The sequence below is a fragment of the Aequorivita nionensis genome (assembly GCF_046352995.1).
Lineage (GTDB): Bacteria > Bacteroidota > Bacteroidia > Flavobacteriales > Flavobacteriaceae > Aequorivita > Aequorivita nionensis.
On record NZ_CP130281.1, the window covers coordinates 2,006,999 to 2,030,660 of the forward strand.

At 36.8% G+C, this 23,662-nt stretch carries 22 protein-coding genes and 1 tRNA gene; 19 read left to right on the forward strand and 4 right to left on the reverse strand.

The window, feature by feature from the left end; all coding sequences use genetic code 11:
* The first annotated feature begins 6 nt into the window (after positions 1-6).
* From Q2U82_RS09060 to Q2U82_RS09080, 5 genes are read left to right on the forward strand one after another with little or no spacing between them, the layout of a single operon-like run.
* A complete protein-coding gene (locus tag Q2U82_RS09060) occupies positions 7-1,083 on the forward strand; it encodes an ABC transporter permease (RefSeq protein ID WP_410004556.1) in 1,077 nt (358 codons plus the stop codon).
* A 35-nt stretch (positions 1,084-1,118) separates the two neighbouring features.
* Entirely contained in the window at positions 1,119-1,595 is a 477-nt protein-coding gene (locus Q2U82_RS09065; protein ID WP_410004557.1) for a TlpA family protein disulfide reductase, read from the forward strand.
* Positions 1,592-2,341 carry a triose-phosphate isomerase gene (gene tpiA / locus Q2U82_RS09070; protein WP_410004558.1) on the forward strand — a complete coding sequence of 250 codons (750 nt, stop codon included), beginning with the start codon at positions 1,592-1,594 and terminating at the stop codon, positions 2,339-2,341. The genes Q2U82_RS09065 and tpiA overlap by 4 nt, the downstream gene beginning before the upstream one ends.
* Positions 2,341-3,174 carry a 50S ribosomal protein L11 methyltransferase gene (gene prmA, locus Q2U82_RS09075; RefSeq protein WP_410004559.1) on the forward strand — a complete coding sequence of 278 codons (834 nt, stop codon included), beginning with the start codon at positions 2,341-2,343 and terminating at the stop codon, positions 3,172-3,174. The genes tpiA and prmA overlap by 1 nt, the downstream gene beginning before the upstream one ends.
* A gap of 38 nt (positions 3,175-3,212) precedes the next feature.
* Positions 3,213-3,488, forward strand: coding sequence for an ATP-dependent Clp protease adaptor ClpS (locus Q2U82_RS09080; RefSeq protein ID WP_410004560.1), 276 nt, complete (start codon positions 3,213-3,215; stop codon positions 3,486-3,488).
* On the opposite strand, the gene Q2U82_RS09085 is transcribed toward Q2U82_RS09080, so the two are convergent.
* Positions 3,485-3,643, reverse strand: a complete 159-nt coding sequence (locus Q2U82_RS09085; RefSeq protein WP_410004561.1) for a hypothetical protein — start codon at positions 3,641-3,643, stop codon at positions 3,485-3,487. The two genes, Q2U82_RS09080 and Q2U82_RS09085, sit on opposite strands and share 4 nt — an antisense overlap.
* Positions 3,644-3,746: 103 nt before the next feature.
* Positions 3,747-3,820, reverse strand: a tRNA-Arg gene (locus Q2U82_RS09090).
* Between the two features lie 73 nt (positions 3,821-3,893).
* On the opposite strand from Q2U82_RS09090, the gene Q2U82_RS09095 reads away from it, so the two are divergent.
* Positions 3,894-4,406: an adenine phosphoribosyltransferase gene (locus Q2U82_RS09095; RefSeq protein ID WP_410004562.1), complete on the forward strand. Its 513-nt coding sequence runs from the start codon at positions 3,894-3,896 to the stop codon at positions 4,404-4,406.
* On the opposite strand, the gene Q2U82_RS09100 is transcribed toward Q2U82_RS09095, so the two are convergent.
* Both Q2U82_RS09100 and Q2U82_RS09105 read right to left on the reverse strand, forming a co-directional pair.
* On the reverse strand, positions 4,403-4,555 hold the full coding sequence (locus Q2U82_RS09100) for an SsrA-binding protein (protein WP_410004563.1): 153 nt from the start codon (positions 4,553-4,555) through the stop codon (positions 4,403-4,405). The two genes, Q2U82_RS09095 and Q2U82_RS09100, sit on opposite strands and share 4 nt — an antisense overlap.
* Positions 4,556-4,621: 66 nt before the next feature.
* Positions 4,622-5,518, reverse strand: coding sequence for a hypothetical protein (locus tag Q2U82_RS09105; protein ID WP_410004564.1), 897 nt, complete (start codon positions 5,516-5,518; stop codon positions 4,622-4,624).
* Positions 5,519-5,655: 137 nt separating this feature from the next.
* On the opposite strand from Q2U82_RS09105, the gene Q2U82_RS09110 reads away from it, so the two are divergent.
* From Q2U82_RS09110 to Q2U82_RS09170, 13 genes are all read left to right on the forward strand, one after another.
* Positions 5,656-6,609, forward strand: coding sequence for a calcium/sodium antiporter (locus Q2U82_RS09110; RefSeq protein ID WP_410004565.1), 954 nt, complete (start codon positions 5,656-5,658; stop codon positions 6,607-6,609).
* A 137-nt stretch (positions 6,610-6,746) separates the two neighbouring features.
* Complete coding sequence (locus Q2U82_RS09115) at positions 6,747-8,933, forward strand: glutamine synthetase III (protein ID WP_410004566.1); 2,187 nt, start codon at positions 6,747-6,749, stop codon at positions 8,931-8,933.
* Positions 8,934-9,633: 700 nt separating this feature from the next.
* Positions 9,634-11,130 (forward strand): curlin, encoded by a 1,497-nt coding sequence (locus tag Q2U82_RS09120; protein ID WP_410004567.1) that lies wholly within the window; start codon positions 9,634-9,636, stop codon positions 11,128-11,130.
* A gap of 730 nt (positions 11,131-11,860) precedes the next feature.
* Positions 11,861-13,177, forward strand: a complete 1,317-nt coding sequence (locus Q2U82_RS09125) for a curlin (protein WP_410004568.1) — start codon at positions 11,861-11,863, stop codon at positions 13,175-13,177.
* Positions 13,178-13,728: 551 nt separating this feature from the next.
* The gene (locus tag Q2U82_RS09130) at positions 13,729-15,225 is read left to right on the forward strand and encodes a curlin (protein ID WP_410004569.1); all 1,497 of its coding nucleotides are present in this window, start codon (positions 13,729-13,731) and stop codon (positions 15,223-15,225) included.
* A 99-nt stretch (positions 15,226-15,324) separates the two neighbouring features.
* Positions 15,325-16,767: a curlin gene (locus Q2U82_RS09135; protein WP_410004570.1), complete on the forward strand. Its 1,443-nt coding sequence runs from the start codon at positions 15,325-15,327 to the stop codon at positions 16,765-16,767.
* Between the two features lie 86 nt (positions 16,768-16,853).
* On the forward strand, positions 16,854-17,378 hold the full coding sequence (locus Q2U82_RS09140; RefSeq protein ID WP_410004571.1) for a hypothetical protein: 525 nt from the start codon (positions 16,854-16,856) through the stop codon (positions 17,376-17,378).
* Positions 17,379-18,179, forward strand: coding sequence for a CsgE family curli-type amyloid fiber assembly protein (locus Q2U82_RS09145; protein WP_410004572.1), 801 nt, complete (start codon positions 17,379-17,381; stop codon positions 18,177-18,179).
* A gap of 1 nt (position 18,180) precedes the next feature.
* Positions 18,181-18,597 carry a curli production assembly/transport component CsgF gene (locus Q2U82_RS09150; RefSeq protein WP_410004573.1) on the forward strand — a complete coding sequence of 139 codons (417 nt, stop codon included), beginning with the start codon at positions 18,181-18,183 and terminating at the stop codon, positions 18,595-18,597.
* An 8-nt stretch (positions 18,598-18,605) separates the two neighbouring features.
* On the forward strand, positions 18,606-19,985 hold the full coding sequence (locus Q2U82_RS09155) for a CsgG/HfaB family protein (protein ID WP_410004574.1): 1,380 nt from the start codon (positions 18,606-18,608) through the stop codon (positions 19,983-19,985).
* Between the two features lie 21 nt (positions 19,986-20,006).
* Positions 20,007-21,533 carry a carboxypeptidase regulatory-like domain-containing protein gene (locus tag Q2U82_RS09160; protein ID WP_410004575.1) on the forward strand — a complete coding sequence of 509 codons (1,527 nt, stop codon included), beginning with the start codon at positions 20,007-20,009 and terminating at the stop codon, positions 21,531-21,533.
* Between the two features lie 84 nt (positions 21,534-21,617).
* Complete coding sequence (locus tag Q2U82_RS09165) at positions 21,618-22,796, forward strand: AIR synthase related protein (protein ID WP_410004576.1); 1,179 nt, start codon at positions 21,618-21,620, stop codon at positions 22,794-22,796.
* Positions 22,797-22,968: 172 nt separating this feature from the next.
* On the forward strand, positions 22,969-23,595 hold the full coding sequence (locus tag Q2U82_RS09170) for a hypothetical protein (RefSeq protein ID WP_410004577.1): 627 nt from the start codon (positions 22,969-22,971) through the stop codon (positions 23,593-23,595).
* Positions 23,596-23,662 lie beyond the last annotated feature (67 nt).

The window sequence follows — 23,662 nt, forward strand, 5'->3', positions numbered from 1 at the left end:
AAAATCGTGGCGAGCTACATACTTCAAAAATTGGGTTATGCGTTGCTAACGTTGTTTGGGGTTGTGACCGTAATTTTTCTGCTCTTCACAATCCTTCCCGGCGATCCCGCTCGCATGATGCTCGGCCAAAACGAAACCGCGGAACAACTTGCCGTTGTAAAAAAGAAATACGGTTTTGACCAACCTGTTTCGGTGCAATATGTACGGTATTTGAATGATTTGTTGCCCATATCCTTTCACAGTAAAAATCAGGACGATTACACTTTTCTTTCCGAAGGAAAATACAATGCGGCAAAATTATTCTCTGTCGGAAATACAAACGTGGTTTTAAAAATGCCCTATTTACGCGAATCCTTTCAAAAGAACGGAAAGGAAGTGAGCGAAGTGATTGCCGAAACACTTCCGAATACCTTTATTTTGGCTGTTTCTGCCATTATCATTGCAATGATTATCGGAGTTTTCTTGGGAATTATCTCCGTGCTTTTCAAAGATGGGTTTGTAGATAAAATGATTCAATTGGTCAGCACTTTTGGAATGAGTATTCCGTCTTTTTTCAGTGCGATTATCTTTGCATGGATTTTCGGTTTTTTGCTTCACGAATACACAAATTTGAATATGACCGGAAGTCTTTACGAGGTTGACGATTTCGGGAACGGTAAATACATTCAATGGAAAAATTTAATACTCCCGGCCATTGTTTTGGGCATCCGGCCGTTGGCCGTTGTGAGTCAATTGATGCGCAATTCATTGCTTGAAGTTTTAAACCAAGATTATATTCGCACGGCAAAAGCAAAAGGACTTTCCTTTTATCAAATTATAAAAAGACATGCATTAAAAAATTCTTTAAATCCTGTAGTTACAGCAATTTCAGGCTGGTTTGCCTCAATGCTCGCGGGCGCTGTTTTTGTGGAGTACATTTTCGGATGGAACGGTTTAGGGAAAGAAATTGTAAATGCTTTAAATACCTTGGATCTGCCAATAATTATGGGAGCTGTATTGGTGATCGCAACTTTGTTTATTATAATCAATATTTTTGTAGATATAATTTACGGATGGCTGGATCCTAAGATCAGTCGTCAGTAATAAGTATTCAGTAAATTTGCAATAATTTTAAATTTATGAAATCATTAATCACACTTCTTCTATTTGTTTCTTTTGCGCAGGCACAAAATAAAACTTTCTCTGAAGCTGCATTGAACGAAAAATTTCTTTCAGAGGATAACACGGAAATCAAATTTTCTGAAATACTTCAGCAATACAACGGGAAAACAGTTTTTATAGACCTTTGGGCAAGTTGGTGCAAGGATTGTATCGCTGGAATGCCGAAAGTGCAAAAGCTTCGCAAAGAAAATCCGGAAGTTGTTTTTCTTTTCCTTTCATTGGATAAAGAAACTGAAAGCTGGAATCATGGCATCAAAAAATATGGTGTAATTGGCGAAAATTATTTTATCCCTGCCGGTTGGAAGGGCGCATTTTGCTCTTCCATAGATTTAGATTGGATTCCCAGATATATGGTGGTGAATCCCGAAGGAGAAATTAGCCTTTATAAAGCCATTGAGACGAACGATGAAAATCTTTTAAAAGCATTGAAATGAGAAAAAAAATAGTAGCTGGAAACTGGAAAATGAACAACGATTTGGCAGAAACAGAAATGTTTTTGGTAGAATTGAAAAAGCAAGTGTTTCCAGAAAATGTAGTAGTAATGATAGCTCCGCCTTTCACTAGTTTGAACCACGCATTTAATTCTGTCCGTGAGCATCCGGTAATGGTTGTTGCCCAGAATATGCACCAAAGCAGCGATGGCGCTTTTACTGGCGAAATCTCCGCAAAAATGCTGAAAAGTGTAGGGGCAAACACCGTTATTTTGGGCCACAGTGAACGCCGTGCTTATTTTATGGAAGATAGCGCCATCCTTGCTGAAAAAGTTAATACGGCGCTTGAAAATAAAATGACCGTTATTTTCTGTATTGGCGAGGAATTGGACGATCGAAAAAAAGGAAATCATTTTGAATTGATAATAACGCAACTTTCCGAAGGTCTGTTCCATATTGCTGACGAAGCTTGGGAAAATATTATTATTGCTTACGAACCCGTTTGGGCAATAGGCACTGGTGAAACCGCAAGCCCCGAGCAGGCTCAGGAAATGCACAAATTAATAAGAAAGACCATTGCTGAAAATTATTCAAAAACAATAGCCGACAAAGTTTCAATTCTTTACGGAGGAAGTGTAAAACCGGACAATGCTATTGAAATCTTTGGGCAAACTGATGTAGATGGTGGCTTAATTGGCGGGGCTTCACTGAATGTTGAGAGTTTTATGAAAATTGTAAATTCTTTTTAATGTCGCAGATTTATATTGGATATGATTTTAAGGTAAATCCGCTACAACCAGGTACAGAAATTTTAATAGCTGAATTGGGTTACGCAGGTTTTGAAAGTTTTGTGGAAACTGAGGAGGGCGTCACAGCATATATTCAAAAGGATGATTGGAACGAGCATATTTTGAAAGACATAAATATTCTCGATTCTGACGAATTTAAAATTGAATATACTTTTTCGGAAATAGAACAAATCAACTGGAATTCAGAATGGGAAAAAAATTTCGATCCCATTGAGGTTGATGGAAAATGTACCGTCCGCGCACCATTTCACCCAGATAAGAATTTTGAATATGAAATAGTAATCGAGCCCAAAATGTCATTCGGTACGGGCCATCACGAAACTACCTTTATGATGCTCCAGTTTATTTTGGAAAACAATTTTAAGGGAAAATCGGTGCTCGATATGGGCTGCGGCACTGCGGTTTTGGCAATTTTGGCCGAAATGCGCGGCGCTTCAAAACTGGATGCCATTGATATTGACGAGTGGTGTTTTGAGAATTCATTAGAGAATATTGAAAGAAACAATTGTGAGAATATTTCAGTATTTCTGGGCGATGCCAAGTTGTTGAGCGACAAAAAATATGATGTAATCATTGCCAACATCAACAGAAATATTCTTTTGAGCGATATGGATACTTATAGAAAATGTTTAGAGAAAGGCGGAATACTTTATTTAAGCGGATTTTATAATGAAGATTTGCCAATTATTAAAGAAGCTTGCAATAATCTGGGTTTTACCTTCGTTGAAAACAAGGAGAAAAACAAATGGGTTGCGGCTAAGTTTAAAATTTAGTAAATTTCAGTTGTTTTAGGAATTTTACAAACAATAGTATGAGTACCAAAGAAAAAATCCAAGAAGATATAGAGGTTGCAGAAAAGGAGAGCAATCTCAATGAAATTGTGCTTTACAATGATGATGTAAACACTTTTGACCACGTAATAAACAGCTTAATCTTCGCTTGTGAACACACGCCAGAACAGGCCGAGCAATGCTCCATTATTGTTCATTATAAAGGAAAATGCACTGTGAAAACAGGAGAGTTTAACGAATTAAAACCACGCTGCTCGATGCTTTTGGAAGCTGGATTGAGTGCAGAGATTATTTAAAACCACTCAAAGTACAATCCAGAAATAATTACGGCTATTATTAGAATAATAAGAACAGTTATAATGAAACCTGCGCCAAAGCGGGTTTTTTTATTGTCTTGAAGAATGTAATCCCTTTCTTTCTCATTATCAGCATCTTTTACTATTTTGGTCATAATGGATGGTTTTTATATGTCCAAAATACTTAAAAAACCTGAGATTTTTGTGAAAAATAAGCCATAAAAAAACCACGTTAAAAAAAACGTGGTTTTTTATTAGTGACCTTGCCAGGATTCAAACCTGGAACCTCCTGAGCCGTAATCAGGTGCGCTATTCAGTTGCGCCACAAGGCCAAATTAATTTCGCTTTAAGCGGGTGCAAATATATTTCTTTTTAAATTGCAAGGCAAATTAATAATTGTAAAAAATGAATTTATCTGAATATATTAGAAATATTGAAGATTTTCCAAAAGCTGGAGTCCACTTTAAAGACATTACCCCATTGCTTGCAAATAGCCGTGCGATGGAAAGTTGCTTGCAGCAATTAATGGATCTTATTGGTACTCAAAAAATTGATAAGGTTGCCGCAATAGAATCTCGCGGATTTTTCTTCGGAACACTTTTGGCACAAAAATTAAATGCTGGATTTGTACCAATCAGAAAGCCTGGAAAGCTTCCTTACACTACATTAAAAGAGCCGTACAAATTAGAATATGGAATGGATGCTCTTGAAATTCATGAAGATGCAATTAAAAAAGGAGAGCGGGTTTTGTTGCACGACGACGTTTTGGCCACCGGCGGCACCGCAAGGGCAGCATGCAATTTAATAGAAAATTTAGGTGGGGAAATTGTGCAGTGTAATTTTTTGATTGAACTTGAATTTTTGAATGGAATCAAAAAACTGCGTAATCATTCAGTCCAATCATTGTTGAAATATTAATCCAAAGCGTTTTTGGTCACCCACAATCTATAGCCAAATAGCGCCATTTGAAGTTTTGAGGCCTTGGCAAGATCCACTTCCTCCTTTGTAAGGCTCGGTAAAATTTTCTTATTTGCTTTTGCTAGAAATTTAAAAAACTTCTTTTTCATCTCGATTTAAATTTCTTTTAAAGTTAAGCATCGCGATAGTTTTTTATTTAAAAAGTATGTTAAAAACTATTCTGAGCTTTTCATAATTGTGTGCTGTTTATCTACAGCCACAGTAATATCTTTTATGGCCTCTTTGCCATTGCCAAATGATGATGAAGAAACCGATCCGTTTTGATTGTCAATAAAAATAGAAATATGTGTTATTTCATTTTTGTCATTTCGCTCTAAATTTTTGTAATAAAATGAAATGTTTTCCATAGCATAACTATTTTGAAGTTTAAGTAGTTCTGAATCAGTTGTATTCTTAGTTATGGATTGCGAAATTGCGTTAAAACTTGTGGCGCTTTCTACTTGAGGATGATTTAAAATTCTTATGCTATCGCTGCGTTTTTGCATGCGCTTTTCCATTTTAGCCTGTCTTTCTTTCATCGCTTTCATGTGTTCTTCCATTTCCTTCTCCATTTTATCGCTCCTTTCTTTCATGGCTTTCCTGCGATCATTATAGGATTTTTCATTGTCATCAGAAACTTTTCTTCCATTTTGTTGGCTTATAAATGCTTGGTTAGAACTACCAGCGCTTTTAACAGATATGCGACTGCCTTCCGAAACGATAATTATATCATTTATTGGTTTCTCGCTGCTTACACTGTATTTTCCGGAATTATTGTTCGCGTCTTTATAACCAATAGTGATAGAGGTAATTTCATTATCTTCATTATATACTACTCCTGAATATTCAAAACCCAACCCTTCATCCTTCATTTGTTTTTTGATTTTTTGAAGCTCTTCAAGTGTTGTTTTTTTTGTAATTACCGCGGTAATCTGCTTTTCTTTAACTGAATTTTTTTCTAATGTTGCGGTGTTCACATTTTTTTGACCGTATGAAAGAAGTGAAAAAGTGAAAATTAGCAAAACAGAAAAAAATGAAAGTTTTTGAAGTGCTCTCTTAATATTGGCTTCCATAACTATGTTTAAATTAAAAATTAGTCCAAAAAGATTGAATTGGGGACTGATAAACAGATTAAAAGTTTTGGGGATAGTAACAAATATACAACTAATTCTTTTTTGCATTTAGTATCTTCGCGGGCATTTATATTTCTATGGATTACTTACAGCTTTTTTTAGGTTTGGTTTTGTTGGTAGTTGGAGGCGAATTTTTAGTTCGTTCTTCTGTAGCGCTTTCTTTTAAACTTCATCTTTCTAAAATGGTTATAGGGCTTACGGTGGTTTCTTTTGCTACTTCCGCTCCAGAGCTATTGGTGAGCTTGCAGGCCGCGTTAAGTGGTTTTTCTGACATTTCCTTAGGGAATGTTATCGGATCAAATATCGCAAACATTGGATTAGTGCTCGGTATAACGGCAGTAATAGCCCCGTTGAGTATAGATAAAGATTTTTATAAACTGAATTGGCCCGTTATGATGGTCCTTTCCGTAGCTCTATATTTTATTTTGATGAGCGGCATGCAGATAACACGTTCTGAAGGGGTAGCGCTACTTCTGATGCTTTTTGTTTATCTCTGGATTTTAATAAAAAGAGCGAAAAAAGAAAGAGGGTCGGAACCTGAAGATGACGGTATTGACGAAGGACTCTCCAAAGCTTCAAATTTTAAGATCACGGTTTGGTTATTAATAGGAGGACTGGCGTTATATGCAGGAAGTGAGTTTTTGGTCGGGGGAGCAGTTTCACTGGCGAAAGGATTTGGTATAAGCGAGCGCGTAATTGCCGTAACTATGATTGCTGTAGGCACAAGCATTCCAGAACTTGCAGCTTCTGTGATTGCGGCCCTTAAAAAAGAGAAAGCCATTTCCCTTGGAAATCTTATTGGTTCAAATATCTTCAACATTTCATCGGTTTTGGGCATTACTGCTATTATCCAACCTATAGCTGTGAAAAGCAAGGAAGTGCTTACCAATGATATTTTTTGGATGATTGGTTTCGCAGCGGTTTTACTTCCGTTAGCATTTCTTCCAAAATCCTATCAACTTGGAAGAAAAAGAGGACTTTTATTGGTTGTGGCCTATGCGATTTTTATAGGAATGACAATTTTAAAATAAAAGCAAATAAGTTTTACCCCTATTTTTTAGGGGGTGTTCATAAATATTTATACAAAAATGTAAATTAATTGGTATAATTTAGGGGGTGTGTTTGTGTTTTTTCTATTTTTGCACTGTCAAACTATAAAAACAAAAATATGCCCACTTTGCGATTTCATGCCATTAAAGAAACCTTTAACAGGGTTCCTGTGCCAGTTAATGAACCAGACAGACGTTCCGATATCTTCGGAAAAAATGTTTTTAATGAAACTGCTATGCGGCAGTATCTTACCAAAGATTCCTTTAAGAGTGTTATGGACGCCATTGAAAATGGATCCAAAATTGAACGCCACATAGCAGACCATATTTCAACTGGAATGAAAGAATGGGCTATAGCAAAAGGAGCAACACATTACACACACTGGTTTCAACCTTTAACAGGAGCTACGGCTGAAAAACATGACGCCTTTTTTGAAACAATGGAGAATGGCCAAGCTATTGAAAAGTTTGGTGGAGGCCAGTTGGTTCAGCAAGAACCGGATGCTTCCAGTTTTCCAAATGGCGGAATTAGAAATACTTTTGAAGCCCGTGGTTATACAGCTTGGGACCCAACTTCACCAGCTTTTATTTATGGAACCACTTTATGTATTCCTACTGTTTTTGTATCATATACAGGTGAAGCATTGGATTATAAAACTCCATTGCTACGCGCCCTGCAGGTTGTAGATGTCGCGGCAACTGCAGTGGCTAAATACTTTGATAAAAACGTAGTCAAGGTAAACGCAACTTTAGGTTGGGAGCAGGAGTATTTTTTGGTTGATAGCGCTTTGGCATTAAGTCGTCCGGATATTTCGTTAGCAGGTAGAACTTTGTTGGGACATTCCTCGGCAAAAGGACAACAGTTGGATGACCATTATTTTGGGTCAATCCCAGCGCGTGTTTTAAATTTCATGCGTCATTTGGAAACAGAATGTATGCTTTTGGGTATCCCTGTTAAAACACGCCATAATGAAGTTGCGCCAAACCAATTTGAATTGGCTCCAATATTTGAAGAAACTAATTTGGCAGTGGATCACAATTCCTTATTAATGGACTTGATGCATAAAATTGCTGATAAGCATAATTTTAAGGTTTTGTTTCACGAAAAGCCTTTTGCAAATGTAAACGGAAGTGGGAAGCATAACAATTGGTCTTTGGCAACCAATACTGGCGTTAACCTTCTTGGGCCTGGAAGCACACCAATGAAAAACCTCCAGTTTCTTACTTTTTTCATCAATACGCTTAAGGCCGTTAATGAACATGAAGAATTGATTAGAGCGTCTATTGCCAGCGCTAGTAACGATCACCGTTTAGGTGCTAATGAAGCTCCGCCGGCAATCATTTCTGCATTCATTGGCTCACAATTGACCGAAGTGCTGGATGAGTTGGAAAAGGTGACAAGCGGTAAACTTTCTCCACAAGAAAAAACCGACCTTAAACTTAATGTTGTTGGAAAAATTCCAGAAATATTATTAGATAACACCGATCGAAACAGAACTTCTCCCTTCGCTTTTACAGGTAACAAGTTTGAGTTTCGCGCTGTAGGTTCTACAGCCAATTGCGCCAATCCTATGACGGTTCTCAATGCAATTGTGGCAAGACAACTTATAGATTTCAAAGAGGAAGTTGATGCGCTTATCAAAGATAAGAAGATGAAAAAAGATGATGCCATCTTCAATGTTCTAAAAGAATATATAAAAGATTCAAAAAGAATTCGCTTTGAAGGTGATGGGTATGGAGAGGCTTGGGAGAAAGAAGCTAAAAAACGTGGATTGAGCAATCATAAAACTACTCCTCAGGCATTAAAGGCTAAAGTTTCTAAAAAGACTATTGCTCTATTTGAAGGCCTAGGCATTATGAGTAAAGTGGAACAGGAAGCCCGTTATGAAATTGAAATGGAGGATTACACCAAAAGAATCCAGATAGAAGGACGCATTCTGGGGGATATTGCCCGAAACCATGTAATTCCCACAGCAATTCAATATCAAAACGTATTGATAGAGAATGTACAGGGCTTAAAAAATATCTATGGAGCTGATTTCAAAAAGTTAGCTGGGGAGCAAATGCAACTTATTGAACAAATAAGTGAGCATATTGCTAAAATTAATAAAGGCATTACTGATATGATAAACGCTCGTAAAAAAGCAAACAAAATTGAGGATGCTGAAAAAAGCGCCATTGCTTATTGTGATGATGTTAAACCGTATTTTGAAATTATTCGCTACCATTGTGATAAATTGGAACTTTTGGTGGACGATGAAATTTGGCCCTTAACAAAATATAGAGAACTCTTGTTTACAAAGTAACTATTAGTCTATTTTATTTAAAGCCGTTCAATTTTTTGAACGGCTTTTTAATTTTTGTGTCACCCTAGATTTCGAAAGATTTTTTATTCTTTAAGTTAATTTGTGAGCAAAGTTTAGATGTAATTTAACAAAAAAATTACTTTAAATTTTTGATGAGAAAAAAAGTTAATTTTCTGGTTTACAGCTATAATTGTATAATTCAATTTTTATTTTTAACAAAATTTTAACATTTCATATTGAAATTAAATTTCGAGTATTTCATCGGTATTTTTCTATTCTTCATCGCAAAAACCATTAATTGATGTGGGAAAATACGTTAATTTCAAAAAAAGGTTCCCTCTGTTTAACAGTAGTGTTGGACATAATGTTGTTTAATAATATTTTTTCTTGCATCTTTGATATGTGATTGTTTGATAGTGATATCAGCACCACATCTCCTCAAAATTGTTAAAATACAAACCTATCCCTGGTAATTAAATTTTTTTGGTCTTAGACCCAAAGATTTAGCAACTTTAAAAATTTCCCCTAAATTCTAAAATGTATTTTTGGATACATTTTAAGCACAATCCCCTTTTAACGTATTATATAAATCATTTTACCGTGATTTATTATTTATCCAAGGAAGTAATTCCTTTGAGTGAAATGAATATTTTAACCAAATATATTTTAACCAAATATTAATCTTTAAATTTTTTAAATTATGAAAAAAGTAATTTTTTGCGCAGTAGCGCTATTTGTAGGTGGAATGACCTATGCTCAGGTGACTGATTCACAGGGAAATGTGGCGCCAGCTCCGAACAAGATTTCTGCTTTAGCAGGATCAGCTGCGGGAGCCAACACGGGATTATCCGTTCAAAACGGCCATGAAAACAAAGTACGTGTGCGTCAGGCCGGTACTTCACAGTCAGCCTATACCTTTCAGGATGACGGGACCACAGGTTTTGGTGAGAACCAAGCAGATGTTCGTCAAACTGGAGCCGTATCGGCAGCCAGTGGGGTAGCGAATGCTGCAGACGTAAGACAATCTGGTGCATTGAACAGTTCCGCTACCCGACAAGAAGGGGATGACAACAACGCTGTAACCAGACAAGGCCAAATAGATGGTTCCAGTACTGCGAACAAAGCTAGAATCCGTCAAGGTACAGGTCAGCAAGCACAAGAAAACTATGCTGCTATCGATCAAAATGGTGATAACAACTGGGCCTCAACCCAACAGACTTATGACAACAGTGAGGCTTGGACGCAACAAACAGGAGACAATAACAAGTCCATGATTGTTCAAGATGCTGGTCCTAACCAAACTGATGGTCATTTTGCTGTGAACGAACAAGAAGGTGATCGTAATGAATCTTCTATCGGTCAATCAGGTAATGGTGCTCGTAACTCAGCTCGTGCTATTCAAGGAGGAAATGATAACCAAGCTAAGCAAAGTCAATATGCAACAGATGGTACTGGTGGTACTGGAAATTCTGCGGGTATAGACCAAGGAATAGATGGTGCTAGAAGATCTGTTGCAGCTCCAGAAGCTATTACTCAATGGAGTGCTGTTGCCGCAAATGTAGATGGAAACGCTGGAAGTCTTGGATACGTTCCACCAACGGAAGGAAATAAAGCTACCCAAACTCAAGTTGGAGCTGGTAATAGTGCCGGTATCTTTCAACTAGGTGGAAGTGTAGGCTATAGTAATTATGGTGAGCAAGTTCAAACAGGTGATGATAACAATGCCGGTATGGTTCAGGCACATTACTTTGACGGTAATAATTCTAACTATGCGAAACAAGAGCAAGATGGTGCTACCAACACTGCAGGTTTAGCCCAAGAAGGATCTGGACATAAGTCTTATCAAAACCAAGTTGGTGATGATAATATTTCTTTAGCATACCAACAAGGTAAAGACCATATGTTGAATACACACCAGATGGGTGATGGGAACGTTGCTTATGCTACTCAAAGTGGTGCTGAAAACAGAGCTTTAATAGTTCAGCATGATGGACAAAGCTATACCGTTGAGCAAAACAAAGGTATAGGTAATACTGATTTTTCAGTTGGTGGAAACCAAGCTAACATACTTCAAATGGGGCCTGATGGAGACTTTGGAGCTGGAGCAATTGACTGCGGTTTCGATGAGCCAATGGATCTAGACATGGATTATGATTTCCCAGGTGTTGACTTAGGTGATATCTGCGGAGGTTGCTAGAATAAAACTTTGTTAATATAGATAAAAATGCAGGCTTAATTTATAGGCCTGCATTTATTTTTTAACAAAATTTTAACATTTCATGTTAAAATTAAATATAGAGTATTTCATCGGTATTTTTCTATTCTTCATCGCAAAAATCATTAATTGATGTGGGAAAATACGTTAATTTAAAAAAAAGGGTTCCCTCTGTTTAACAGTAGTGTTGGACATAATGTTGGTCGTTAATATTTTTTCTTGCATCTTTGATATGTGATTGATTGATAGTGATATCAGAACCACATCTCCTCAAAATAGTTAAAATACAAACCTATCCCTGGTAATTGAATTTTTTGGTCTTAGATCAAATGATTTAACATCTTTAAAAATTTCCCCTAAATTCTAAAATGTATTTTGGATACATTTTAAGCACAATCCCCTTTTAACATATTTATACAAATCATTTTACCGTGATTTATTATTTATCCAAGGAAGTAATTCCTTGCCGAGGACTGAATAATTTTTAACCAAATATATTTTAACCAAATATTAATCTTTAAATCTTTAAATTATGAAAAAAGTAATTTTTTGCGCAGTAGCGCTATTTGTAGGTGGAATGACCTATGCTCAGGTAACTGATGCAGACGGCAATTCCTCACCAACTCCTAATGTGATTGCTCCAATATCTGGATCAGCCGCGGGGGCCAATACAGGACTATCCGTTCAGAACGGCCATGAAAACAAAGTGCGTGTGCGTCAGGCCGGTACTTCACAATCTGTTTATACTTTTCAGGATGACGGTACCACAGGTTTTGGTGAGAACAAAGCAGATGTTCGCCAGACTGGAGCCGTATCATCGGCCAGTGGAGTTGAGAATGCTGCAGACGTAAGACAATCCGGTGCATTGAACAGCTCCGCTACGCGCCAAGAGGGTGATGGTAACGACGCTGTAACCAGACAGGGCCAATTGGATGGTTCCAGTACTGCGAACAAAGCTAAAATCCGTCAAGGAACAGGGCAACAAGCACAGGATAACTATGCTGCCATAGACCAAAATGGTGACAACAACTGGGCCTCAACCCAACAGACTTATGACAACAGTGATGCTTGGACGCAACAAACTGGAGACAATAACAAATCCATGATCCTACAGGATGCGGGTCCAAACCAAACTGACGGTCACTACGCAATGAACCAACAGGAAGGAAATGAAAACGAATCCTTTATCAGTCAGCAAGGTAACGGTGCGCGTAACTCGGCACGTACTTATCAAGTAGGAGACGGTCACCAAGCTAAGCAATATCAGACTGCTACTGCCGGTAGTGGATCTGGAAATGATGCTGGTATTCACCAAGGAAATCAATCTGGATCAACTTTAAGTAATGTAGCTCAAGAATCTTTAACACAACGGATTGCCGTTATTAATGATGTGGATGCATCTGCTAATCCTGTTTACTACTCTCCGCCAAGTGATTATAGCAAAGCTTTACAGGTTCAGGTTGGTGATGACAACAGCGCTGGTATGTATCAGATAGGAGGAGATGCAGTTGGCTCTAATTATGGCGAACAGGTTCAAGAAGGTAATGATAATGCTGCTGGTATGACGCAATCAATGCATAACTTAGGTGAAGCTTCTAACTATGCTAAGCAAGATCAAGATGGTGATGGCAATATTTCTGGTTTAGTTCAACAAGGTTCAGACAACAAGTCTTACCAAGCTCAAACAGGAAATGATAATAAATCTTTAGCTCACCAAGCTGGTTCTGGTCATAAATTGAACACGCACCAATTTGGGGATGGTAGTGTTGCCCATGCTGCACAGCACGGAGCAGAAAACAGAGCTTTAATCGTTCAGCATGATGGACAAAGCTATACCGTTGAGCAAAACAAGAATTTAGGTGTACTAGATCGTTCTGCTGGTGGAAACCAAGCCAACATTCTTCAAATGGGTCCTGGTGGAGACTTTGGAGCTGGTGCAGTTGATTGTGATTTTGATGAGCCAGTTAATTTGGATATGAATTATGATTTCCCAGGTGTAAGTTTAGATGATATCTGCGGAGGCTGCTAGAATAAAACTTTATTAATACAGATAAAAATACAGGCTTATTTTTATGGGCCTGTATTTTTATTTAACACAAATTTAACATTTTGTATTAAAATTAGGTATCGTGTAGTTCATCGATAATTCTTTATTCTTAATCCTAGAAACTTTCAATTATTTGCAGGAAAAACCCTTTTTCTTAATGGGGGATTTCCCCCTTTTTAGCCTTCACTACCAGTAAAGTGTTGTTTATGAGTATTTTTTATTGCATCTTTGAGTTGTGATTTATTGATAGTGATATCAGAACCACATCTCCTCAAAATAGTTAAAATACAAACCTATCCCTGGTAATTGAATTTTTTGGTCTTAGATCAAATGATTTAACATCTTTAAAAATTTCCCCTAAATTCTAAAATGTATTTTGGATACATTTTAAGCACAATCCCCTTTTAACATATTTATACAAATCATTTTACCGTGATTTATTATTTATCCAAGGAAGTAATTCCTTGCCGAGGACTGAATAATTTTTAACCAAATATATTTTAACCAAATATTAATCTTTAAATCTTTAAATTATGAAAAAAGTAATTTTTTGCGCAGTAGCGCTATTTGTAGGTGGAATGACCTATGCTCAGGTAACTGATGCAGACGGCAATTCCTCACCAACTCCTAATGTGATTGCTCCAATATCTGGATCAGCCGCGGGGGCCAATACAGGACTATCCGTTCAGAACGGCCATGAAAACAAAGTGCGTGTGCGTCAGGCCGGTACTTCACAATCTGTTTATACTTTTCAGGATGACGGTACCACAGGTTTTGGTGAGAACAAAGCAGATGTTCGCCAGACTGGAGCCGTATCATCGGCCAGTGGAGTTGAGAATGCTGCAGACGTAAGACAATCCGGTGCATTGAACAGCTCCGCTACGCGCCAAGAGGGTGATGGTAACGACGCTGTAACCAGACAGGGCCAATTGGATGGTTCCAGTACTGCGAACAAAGCTAAAATCCGTCAAGGAACAGGGCAACAAGCACAGGATAACTATGCTGCCATAGACCAAAATGGTGACAACAACTGGGCCTCAACCCAACAGACTTATGACAACAGTGATGCTTGGACGCAACAAACTGGAGACAATAACAAATCCATGATCCTACAGGATGCGGGTCCAAACCAAACTGACGGTCACTACGCAATGAACCAACAGGAAGGAAATGAAAACGAATCCTTTATCAGTCAGCAAGGTAACGGTGCTCGTAACGCTGCTCGTGCATATCAAGCGGGTGAAAGCAATCAAGCTAAGCAATATCAAACTGCTACTGCCGGTAGTGGATCTGCAAATGATGCTGGTATTCAGCAAGGAATTGGTGTTGGTGGAGGATATTTGACTGTTGCAGCTGAGGCTACTACTCAATGGGTTAATGTTATAAATAATGTAGACCCTAGCTCTAACCCACTTCCTTATTATGCCCCAAGCGATTTTAATAAAGCTTTACAGGTACAGGTAGGTGATGACAACAGCGCTGGTATTTTGCAAGTTGGTGGAGGTGACCTTGGAAGTAACTACGGTGAACAAAATCAAGATGGAAATGGAAATAATGCAGGTATGGTACAGTCACATTATTATTCAGGTGATGTTTCTAACTATGCTAAACAAGAACAGGATGGTAATGATAACACTGCTGGTTTGGTTCAACAAGGTTCTAACAATAAGTCTTACCAAGCTCAAGATGGAGATTTAAATACTTCTTTAGCTCACCAAGCTGGTTCTGGGCACAAATTGAACACGCACCAATTTGGTGATGGTAGTGTTGCCCATGCTGCGCAACACGGAGCAGATAACAGAGCTCTAATAGTTCAATACGACGGACAAAGCTATAGTGTTCAACAAAATATGAACTTAGGAGTACAAGACCTTTCGGCTGGTGGAAACCAAGCTAATATTCTTCAAATGGGTCCTGATGGAGACTTTGGAGCTGGAGCAGTTGATTGTGATTTTGATGAGCCAGTTAATTTGGATATGAATTATAATTTCCCAGGTGTAAGTTTAGATGATATCTGCGGAGGCTGCTAAAACTCAATAATTAATAGACTTGCCCATTCCTTGTGGATGGGTGAGTTTTTTAAGTATGATTTATAGTTCGCTTTTAATTTAAAACCCAAAACTTATAATATGAAAAAATTAATATTCAGTGCTATTGCACTTTTGGCTGGAACTTTTGCATTTGCGCAATTAAACCCAGCTCCTTACGGACCACAATATGTTGGTCCTGCGCCTACGGCTTCGTTACAGCCAGCGCTTCCAGGAGCTGCTTCAGGAGCAAATACAGGTCTTTCAGTACAAAATGGAAATGCCAATAAAGTGCGTGTGCAACAAGCCGGAACATCACAGTCCGTTTACACATTTCAAGATGATGGAAATGGTACGGGCGGTAATCATGCCAAAGTGATGCAGACTGGTGCAGTGCAGGCGATAAGCGGTGTGGAAAATGCTGCTGAGGTATTGCAATCTGGCTCTGATAACAGATCGCAAACCAAACAAAAAGGAGATTATAATAGTGCTATAACACGTCAAGGTCAAAATGATTTGTCGAGCTCTGGCAACAAGGCAGGTATTCGTCAAGGAACAGGGCAGCAAGCTGAAAATAATGTTGCTGTTATTGATCAGGACGGTGAAAATAACGAAGGTTCAATACAGCAGACTTATGACAATAGTGAAGCTTGGACCATTCAAAGTGGTACTGCAAATCAATCTATGGTAAATCAAAATGCTGGGCCAAATGGAACTGCGGGCCATTACGCTTATACAGAGCAATTAGGTGATGATAACCAAAATGCAATTATACAAAGTGGTGATGGTCAATCTAACTGGGCTTTTGCATACCAAACAGGTGATAATAACTTGTCTAAACAAGTTCAAGATCAAGCTGATGCAGTAGGTTCTGGATTCGTAAATTATGCAATGGTAGATCAAGGTAGCATGAAAGACGGTTTAATATCAGATATTAAAACATCTTTAGATGCAGTTGACTCCAGAATTAATGACGACGCTTTAAATCCTTCAACTACAAATTCTGTAGCCATTCAAAACCAAGAAGGTGGTGATTTGGATGCTGAATCACACCAATTTGGTAATGCTAATCATTCAGAGCAATATCAGTCTGGTTATGGAAACGATGCTTATATGTTGCAGAATTCTTACGGTACAGGAAACTATGGAAGACAAGACCAAATTGGTACTCAAAGTATTGCTGGTCTAGCTCAGTCTGGTAGTGGTAACAAAGCATGGCAACGCCAAGCGGATGACAATAATATTGTAATGTCAACGCAGGTTGGTAATGGCAATTTGTTGAATACTTTTCAGGATGGAAACGGCAACAGAGGTATAACCTCACAATATGGCACTGACAATGCAGCGCTTTTAGTACAAAGAGGAGGTCATAGCTATACTATTGAACAAGATGGCACTGGAAACCAAGCTAATATTTTACAATTGGGTCCAAATGGCAACTTTAATACTGATGGAATAGACTGTAGCTTTTTAGATCCAAACAACCCTACAATTAATTATCCGGATTTAGATTTTAATCTATCTGATATTTGTTCAGGTTGTTAATAGCCCAATTTGCTATTTTTTAGATAAATACAAAGGAGGGTGAATACAAGCCCTCCTTTTCACATAATTTTAATATCTTTATAATTATGAAAACAATATATAAACAAACAGTTTTTATTTTAACATTTTTTCTCTTCAGCCATGTGGCTTTTTCACAGACATATGGAGCAGATGACAAAGATCCTATAGTTTTAGAAGGTGAAAATATAACGCCTCTTATGTTGGCCAACTTAGGAATTATAAGTGCTCCAAATCCTAAAAATGCTTTAATTGAAGGAAATTCCGTGTCTGTTCAACAAATAGGTGAATATAATACTTCTGATATTCGAACTAACACAAACGCCAGTGAGATTAATCTTCTTCAAAACGGAAACTCAAACGACACAAAATTAGAATACACGGCAAATACTGCTGTTGCCGATTTAGTTCAAAACGGAAACAACAATCGTATAGTAGATTTTGTAAATAACCCAAACGCTGATATTTCTTTAGATTTGGAACAAAATGGAAATAATTATTTTGAGCGTGATGGTGTAAACGAGATTACAAAATCATTAAAATTTAGACAAACCGAAGGTTCACCCGACTTAATAATTAGAAGTTCTTATTAAATGATTCAATTTCAATTGTTCATACTTAAAAACCTGAAATACCTTACGCTTTCGTTAATTCTTTTTTTAAGCGTTAATATGAGCGCGCAATTTTACAATAAGGAATTTGCGGCCAAAATTTATGTGAAACAGGATAGTGAATTTTTTACATTTACTGCAACTGCCGAAAATCTAACTCCAACAGATGTTGATTTGAGATATGATTTTTCAGTTTTTAAAAAAGATAACAATAACAATACTTCAAAAAATAACCAATCCAATCGTCTCTTTTTAAAAGGAAACGAAAAAAAAATACTCTCTTCTGTTGCAATAAATTACAGTGAAGAAGGAAAAATTATATTACTACTCGTGTTATATGATATTGACGATAAGCCGGTAGGGCAGGATCGTATAGAGTTGAATTCAGACAATGGATATCAAAAGGTCGTAAAGGACGAGCTTTCTGTCAAGGAAAAGCAGGAGAATCGAGATGAAGCTGCTCCGCAGGACGGCGTAATTATAGGCGGCTTAGTACTGGAAAAGACATTAACTAAAGCAGGACGGGATTTTTATAAGTATTTTTATTCAGATTATTATAATCGACAAGTAAATACAAAAAAGAATATTTTTATTGAGGAAGTGCCTGGTAAGTTTAGAAATACAAGAATTTCCGTTAAAATTGATGATCAGTTATTATGGCAGTTTTTCTCACAACCAAAGAAGTCATTTTTGCAAAGTATGGCAAAGACTTCATTAGATCGTTGTATTGCTTACCTTCAAAGATTGGAAAAACAAAAAGATGACACTTTAAAGCGCTATTAAAATGAAAAAATCTAAACTATTTTTGCCTATAATCATTATGCTGTTTTTTGCAACAGCTGGTTTTGCACAGCAGTTTTCCTATAAGCCATTAAATCCTGCGTTTGGAGGTGATACTTTTAATTATAACTGGCTGCTAAGTTCCGCAACTTCACAAAATAAACTTACAGCTCCAACCAACCCACGCGATCAAGAATCTGAATTGAAACAGTTTGGGTCAAATCTTAACCGTCAACTGTTAAGTCAAATCTCTCGTATACTTTTACAGCAACAGATAGGTGGATTGGGAGATTTTAATCAGGAAGGAAGTTTTACTTACGGCACTTTGAATGTTGAAATATACCAATCTGATGAAGGGTTGGTCATTAATATCCTTGATACTTCCAATGGGGAAGAAACCCAAGTTATTGTCCCAAATTAAAAAAATAGATGAGAATATTTTATAAAGCAATTTTGTTGTTTGGATTTTTTTTATTTTCCTCATGCGCGGCTTATTTTAATCAACCAATGTTTCAAGAGCCGTCACGAACTGGAGAATTCTCTAAATCAACCAAAAAGTTATTAGATTTGCCGCCAGCTGCAGAACCTCTAGAGGTTGGAGTTTATAACTTCAGCGATCAAACAGGGCAATATAAGGCAGTAGAAACCGGAAGCACTTTTAGTACAGCAATTTCCCAAGGCGGAACTACTATGCTTATAAAAGCTTTGGAAGATTCTGGATGGTTTATACCATTGGAAAGAGAGAATTTTAACAATCTTTCTACGGAACGTAACATAATCCGCAATACCAAACAAGAATATATTAAAAATTTAAATCCCAATGAACCTCCCTTGCCACCTCTTTTATATGCAGGTCTTTTATTGGAAGGTGGTGTAATATCATATGACACTAATATTATTACTGGTGGAATAGGAGCTCGTTATTTTGGCTTGGGCGGATCGGCAAAATATAGACAGGATAGAATAACTATTTATTTGCGAGCGGTTTCAACCAATAATGGTGAAATTTTAAAAACAGTATATGTTTCCAAAACAATTCTTTCACAGGCCATTGATGCAAGTTTTTTCCGTTTTGTGAAATTTCAAAGATTATTGGAAGCTGAAACTGGGGTGACCCAAAATGAACCCGTTCAATTAGCTATGAAAGATGCTATTGAAAAAGCGGTTCATGACCTTATAATTGAAGGCATTCAAAAACAATTTTGGAGCTCACAAGGAGGAAAAGAAGTAAATGATCAATTAGTTGCAGATTATCTTGCGGAAAAAGAAAAAGATGAGTCAACGTTATTGCTTGATAGATTGCAAGTAGATAGAGAAGCTCTAAATTCATTAGGGATTTCTGTAGGAGGTAATTTGCCAGATAACGATTATTCTACACAGAATTTAGGGTTTTTAGGTAGACTGGAATATCAAAGACATTTTGGACGTTTTTTTAATGTAAATCTAATGGCATCCGTTTTTAAAATTGATAATGGAGTACAATATGACAATGTTTTTGGGAGCTTAAATATTAATGGACAATTTGCACTTTTACCCAATGATAAGCTATCCCCATTTGTTTATGCGGGATCAGGAGTTATAATGAGTGCTCTTAATCCTATAGATAATTCTCTTGAGTTTGGCGAACCTTTTTTCAAAGTTCAATACGGCTTAGGTGTGGAATATTTCATTTCAAATAAAATTGGAATAAAATTATTCGGGGAGCATAATCTTGTTTTTACTGATAAGCTTGAGAAAGCCGTCAATGGAAAAAGAAATGATTATTATTACAATATAGGTTTGGGCTTAAATTATTATTTTAAGTTATAATTTTTTTTAATTGAATAACTGATGATGAACAAGTATAATATTTTCATTTGCGCTATTTTTCTGATTTCAATTTTTAGTTGTAGCGAAGATACTTTAGACGTTGTGCGCACAGGCCGTATCTCTGGAAAAGTTATAGACAAAGTGACTGGTGAACGCCTTAGTGGAGCAAAAATCACAACAAATCCTGCATCTACAACCGTGTTTTCTGATAGTTTGGGGAATTTTAAACTGAATGATATAATAGTGGACGACTATTCCGTGCAAGCTGAATTAGCGGGATATTCATCTGCATTTGAATCTACCACTGTTATTGAAGGTGTATTGTCTCAAGTATCGTTCGAGCTTACTGTTGCAAATACTGAAAACTTACCGCCTGTAGCACCTACATTAGTCTCACCAGAAGACGGAGCTGTAGATTTACCTCTTGAGGTTACATTTATTTGGGAATCTTCTGACCCTAATGGAGATGAACTTAATTATACTTTAGATCTAAGAAATGGATCAACAGACGAGATGCAAAATATTGAAGTTGGCCAAGACACAAGTTATACGGTCAGCAATCTTCAACTGGCAACTAAATATTTTTGGCAGGTAACAGTTTCAGATGGTAATAATGATCCTGTAAGTTCAATTATCAGTGAATTTAAAACTCTTACTTTACCTGACAATCCTTTTATTTTTGTGAAAAAAAAGAATGACAATTTGGTTATTTATTCTGGAGCAGAAGATATTGATGCAGGCAATGGGCAAGAACCTGATTTTAATGTTTTACAGCTAACGAGTGATAACGTTAATAGTTTTAAACCTCGGAAAAGTAATATACTAAATAGAATTGCATTTTTACGCAATTCAGGAGGAGCCACTCAAATATACACTATGAATTTTGATGGCACAGATGTACGTCAGATTACTAACCAAAGACCTTTGGCTGGTTTCCGGATTGAACAATTGAACTATACTTGGGCAAAAAACGATAGTAAACTATATTATCCACATTTTGATAAATTATATTCTATAAATCCAGATGGTACTGATAACAGATTGGAATATACAACAACTGATGGGTCTTTTATATCTGAAGTTGCTGTTCCAGAGTTTGATGAAGACTTGGTTCTGTTGAAAACGAATAATTCAAGTGGATATGAAGTTCGTATCTATACTGCTAGACTTTCTACAGGAATGGAAGAAAATGTAATTCTTGAAAATGTTGATGGGGCAGCAGGAGGAATTGATCTATCAGCAAATGCTGATAAAGTATTATACACTAGGGATGTTAGCGATGCGCAAAATTCTGCATATAGAATTTTTGAAAGCCGCATATTTCTTAAAACTATTGGAAATCCAGACCCAACAGTACAACTGGAAACGGATGTTTCGATAGGAGAGAATGATTTAGACGTAAGGTTTTCACCTTCGGAAGGCGGAGTAATATTTACAAGGGTGAAAAATAACGCCAATGCCACTCCTAATATTTATTCTATTCTTTTTGATGATAATCAGAATGATTTACTTTTATTTACAAATGCCTTCATGCCCGATTGGGAATAAATTTATAAAATTATTAAAAAACCCTAAAAGCCCACCTTTGTGGGCTTTTTTTTAATGCTTACTTTTGCATCATAACTTAATTCAATGAGCAAGGAAATTTCAAAACGTTACGCCCAAAGAGGTGTTTCTGCAGGCAAGGAAGATGTACACAACGCCATAAAAAATGTGGATAAAGGTCTTTTTCCAAAAGCATTCTGTAAGATTGTTCCAGATTATCTTTCAGGAGATGAGGACTATTGCTTGATTATGCATGCAGACGGGGCCGGCACAAAATCATCACTGGCTTATGCCTACTGGAAAGAAACAGGTGATTTGTCTGTTTGGAAAGGAATTGCACAAGATGCACTTATAATGAACATTGACGACCTTCTTTGTGTTGGTGCAGTTGATAATATTTTGCTCTCTTCAACAATTGGTAGAAATAAAAATTTAATTCCAGGGGAAGTAATTTCATCTATCATCAACGGTACTGAAACATTGATTGCTGAACTTAAGCAATACGGTGTTACAATTCATTCCACCGGTGGTGAAACTGCAGATGTTGGAGACCTTGTTAGAACCATAATTGTTGATTCCACGGTAACGGCCCGAATGAAGCGAAGCCAGGTTGTAGATAATGCAAATATTAAACCAGGAGACGTTATTGTTGGGTTAGCTTCCTTTGGTCAAGCTACTTATGAAAAGGAATACAACGGCGGAATGGGAAGCAATGGATTGACTTCTGCTAGACATGATGTTTTTGAAAAATATTTGGCTAAAAAATATCCAGAAAGTTTTGATGCTTCAGTTCCTGATGAACTTGTTTTTTCGGGTTCAAAAAAATTAGAGGATTCAGTGGCTGATAGCCCTTTAAACGCGGGTAAGCTTGTGCTTTCGCCAACGCGAACTTATGCTCCAATAATAAAGGAAATTTTATCACAATTCAGCAATAAGGAAATACATGGAATGATACATTGTAGTGGTGGAGCGCAGACTAAAATCCTTCATTTTGTTGAAAACCTCCATATCATCAAAGATAATATGTTTGAAATTCCGCCGCTATTCAAGCTTATTCAGTCTGAAAGCGGTACCGATTGGAAGGAGATGTATCAAGTGTTTAATATGGGGCACCGCATGGAACTTTATGTTCCCGAAGAAATTGCGAACTCTATTATAGAAATTTCTGAATCTTATAATGTGGAGGCTCAAATTGTGGGCAGGGTGGAAGCAGCTTCTTCTAAAAAATTGACTATCAAATCAGCAATGGGCGAATTTGTATATTAATATTTTCAATTATATTCGCAGATGATTTTGAGCTGATTAGGTTTCATTATCATATTATTGTGAGCGAATGTCAGGGAAAATTTTCTTCAAAAATTACAAAATAGGGCTAGGTATTCTGGCTGTTTTTTTTATCATTTTAAGTGTTACCCTTCACTTATTCCACAATTATTTTTTGTTTCGTTTATTGCGTGGCATTATTTGTTATACCACATTGGTTTACTTATTTATTGCACACGGAAAAAATATCCAAAAGTGGTTGGTTGGTTTTCTTTTCTTTTATGGCGCATCCAGCATTACAACGGTTTGGTATGAAAATGGGACTATGGCAAGTATTTCAATGATATTGAATTTCACAGCATTTTTGATGCTGCTTTGGTATATTGTTCCTAAATTCAATTTGAAAAATCTTACTAAAAAGTTCACTCTTCTTTTTATATTGATGATACTCGTGAATGGTTATTTGTTTTTTCAGTTAATTGAATTGATGAAAGAAATGACTTTAAATTATACCCAATACCTCTTTATGGTTTTGAGTGCTTTTTGTGGACTTTTATTGGCTTTTCTGTCGTTGTTCTACAATCATTTTTTCAATTCTAAGTTATCCATGAGCTTTACGCTTTTGGTTTTTCTGATCATTTTTGCTGAAATATTTAGGGGTATAGCATACTACGATCTTGGTCATAGTGCAGCTTTTGTGTACTTGGCGAGAATATTATTGGTTTTAAGCCTTTATACACTTGTACATTTTTCTTTTTTGGATTTAAAGAGTGTTAAAAGTATAAAAACTCTCACGACTTAAGAACACATATTTAATAGGACTAATATTCTATTTGGCATTTTTTCAAAATTGAAACCCGTGGCAATCG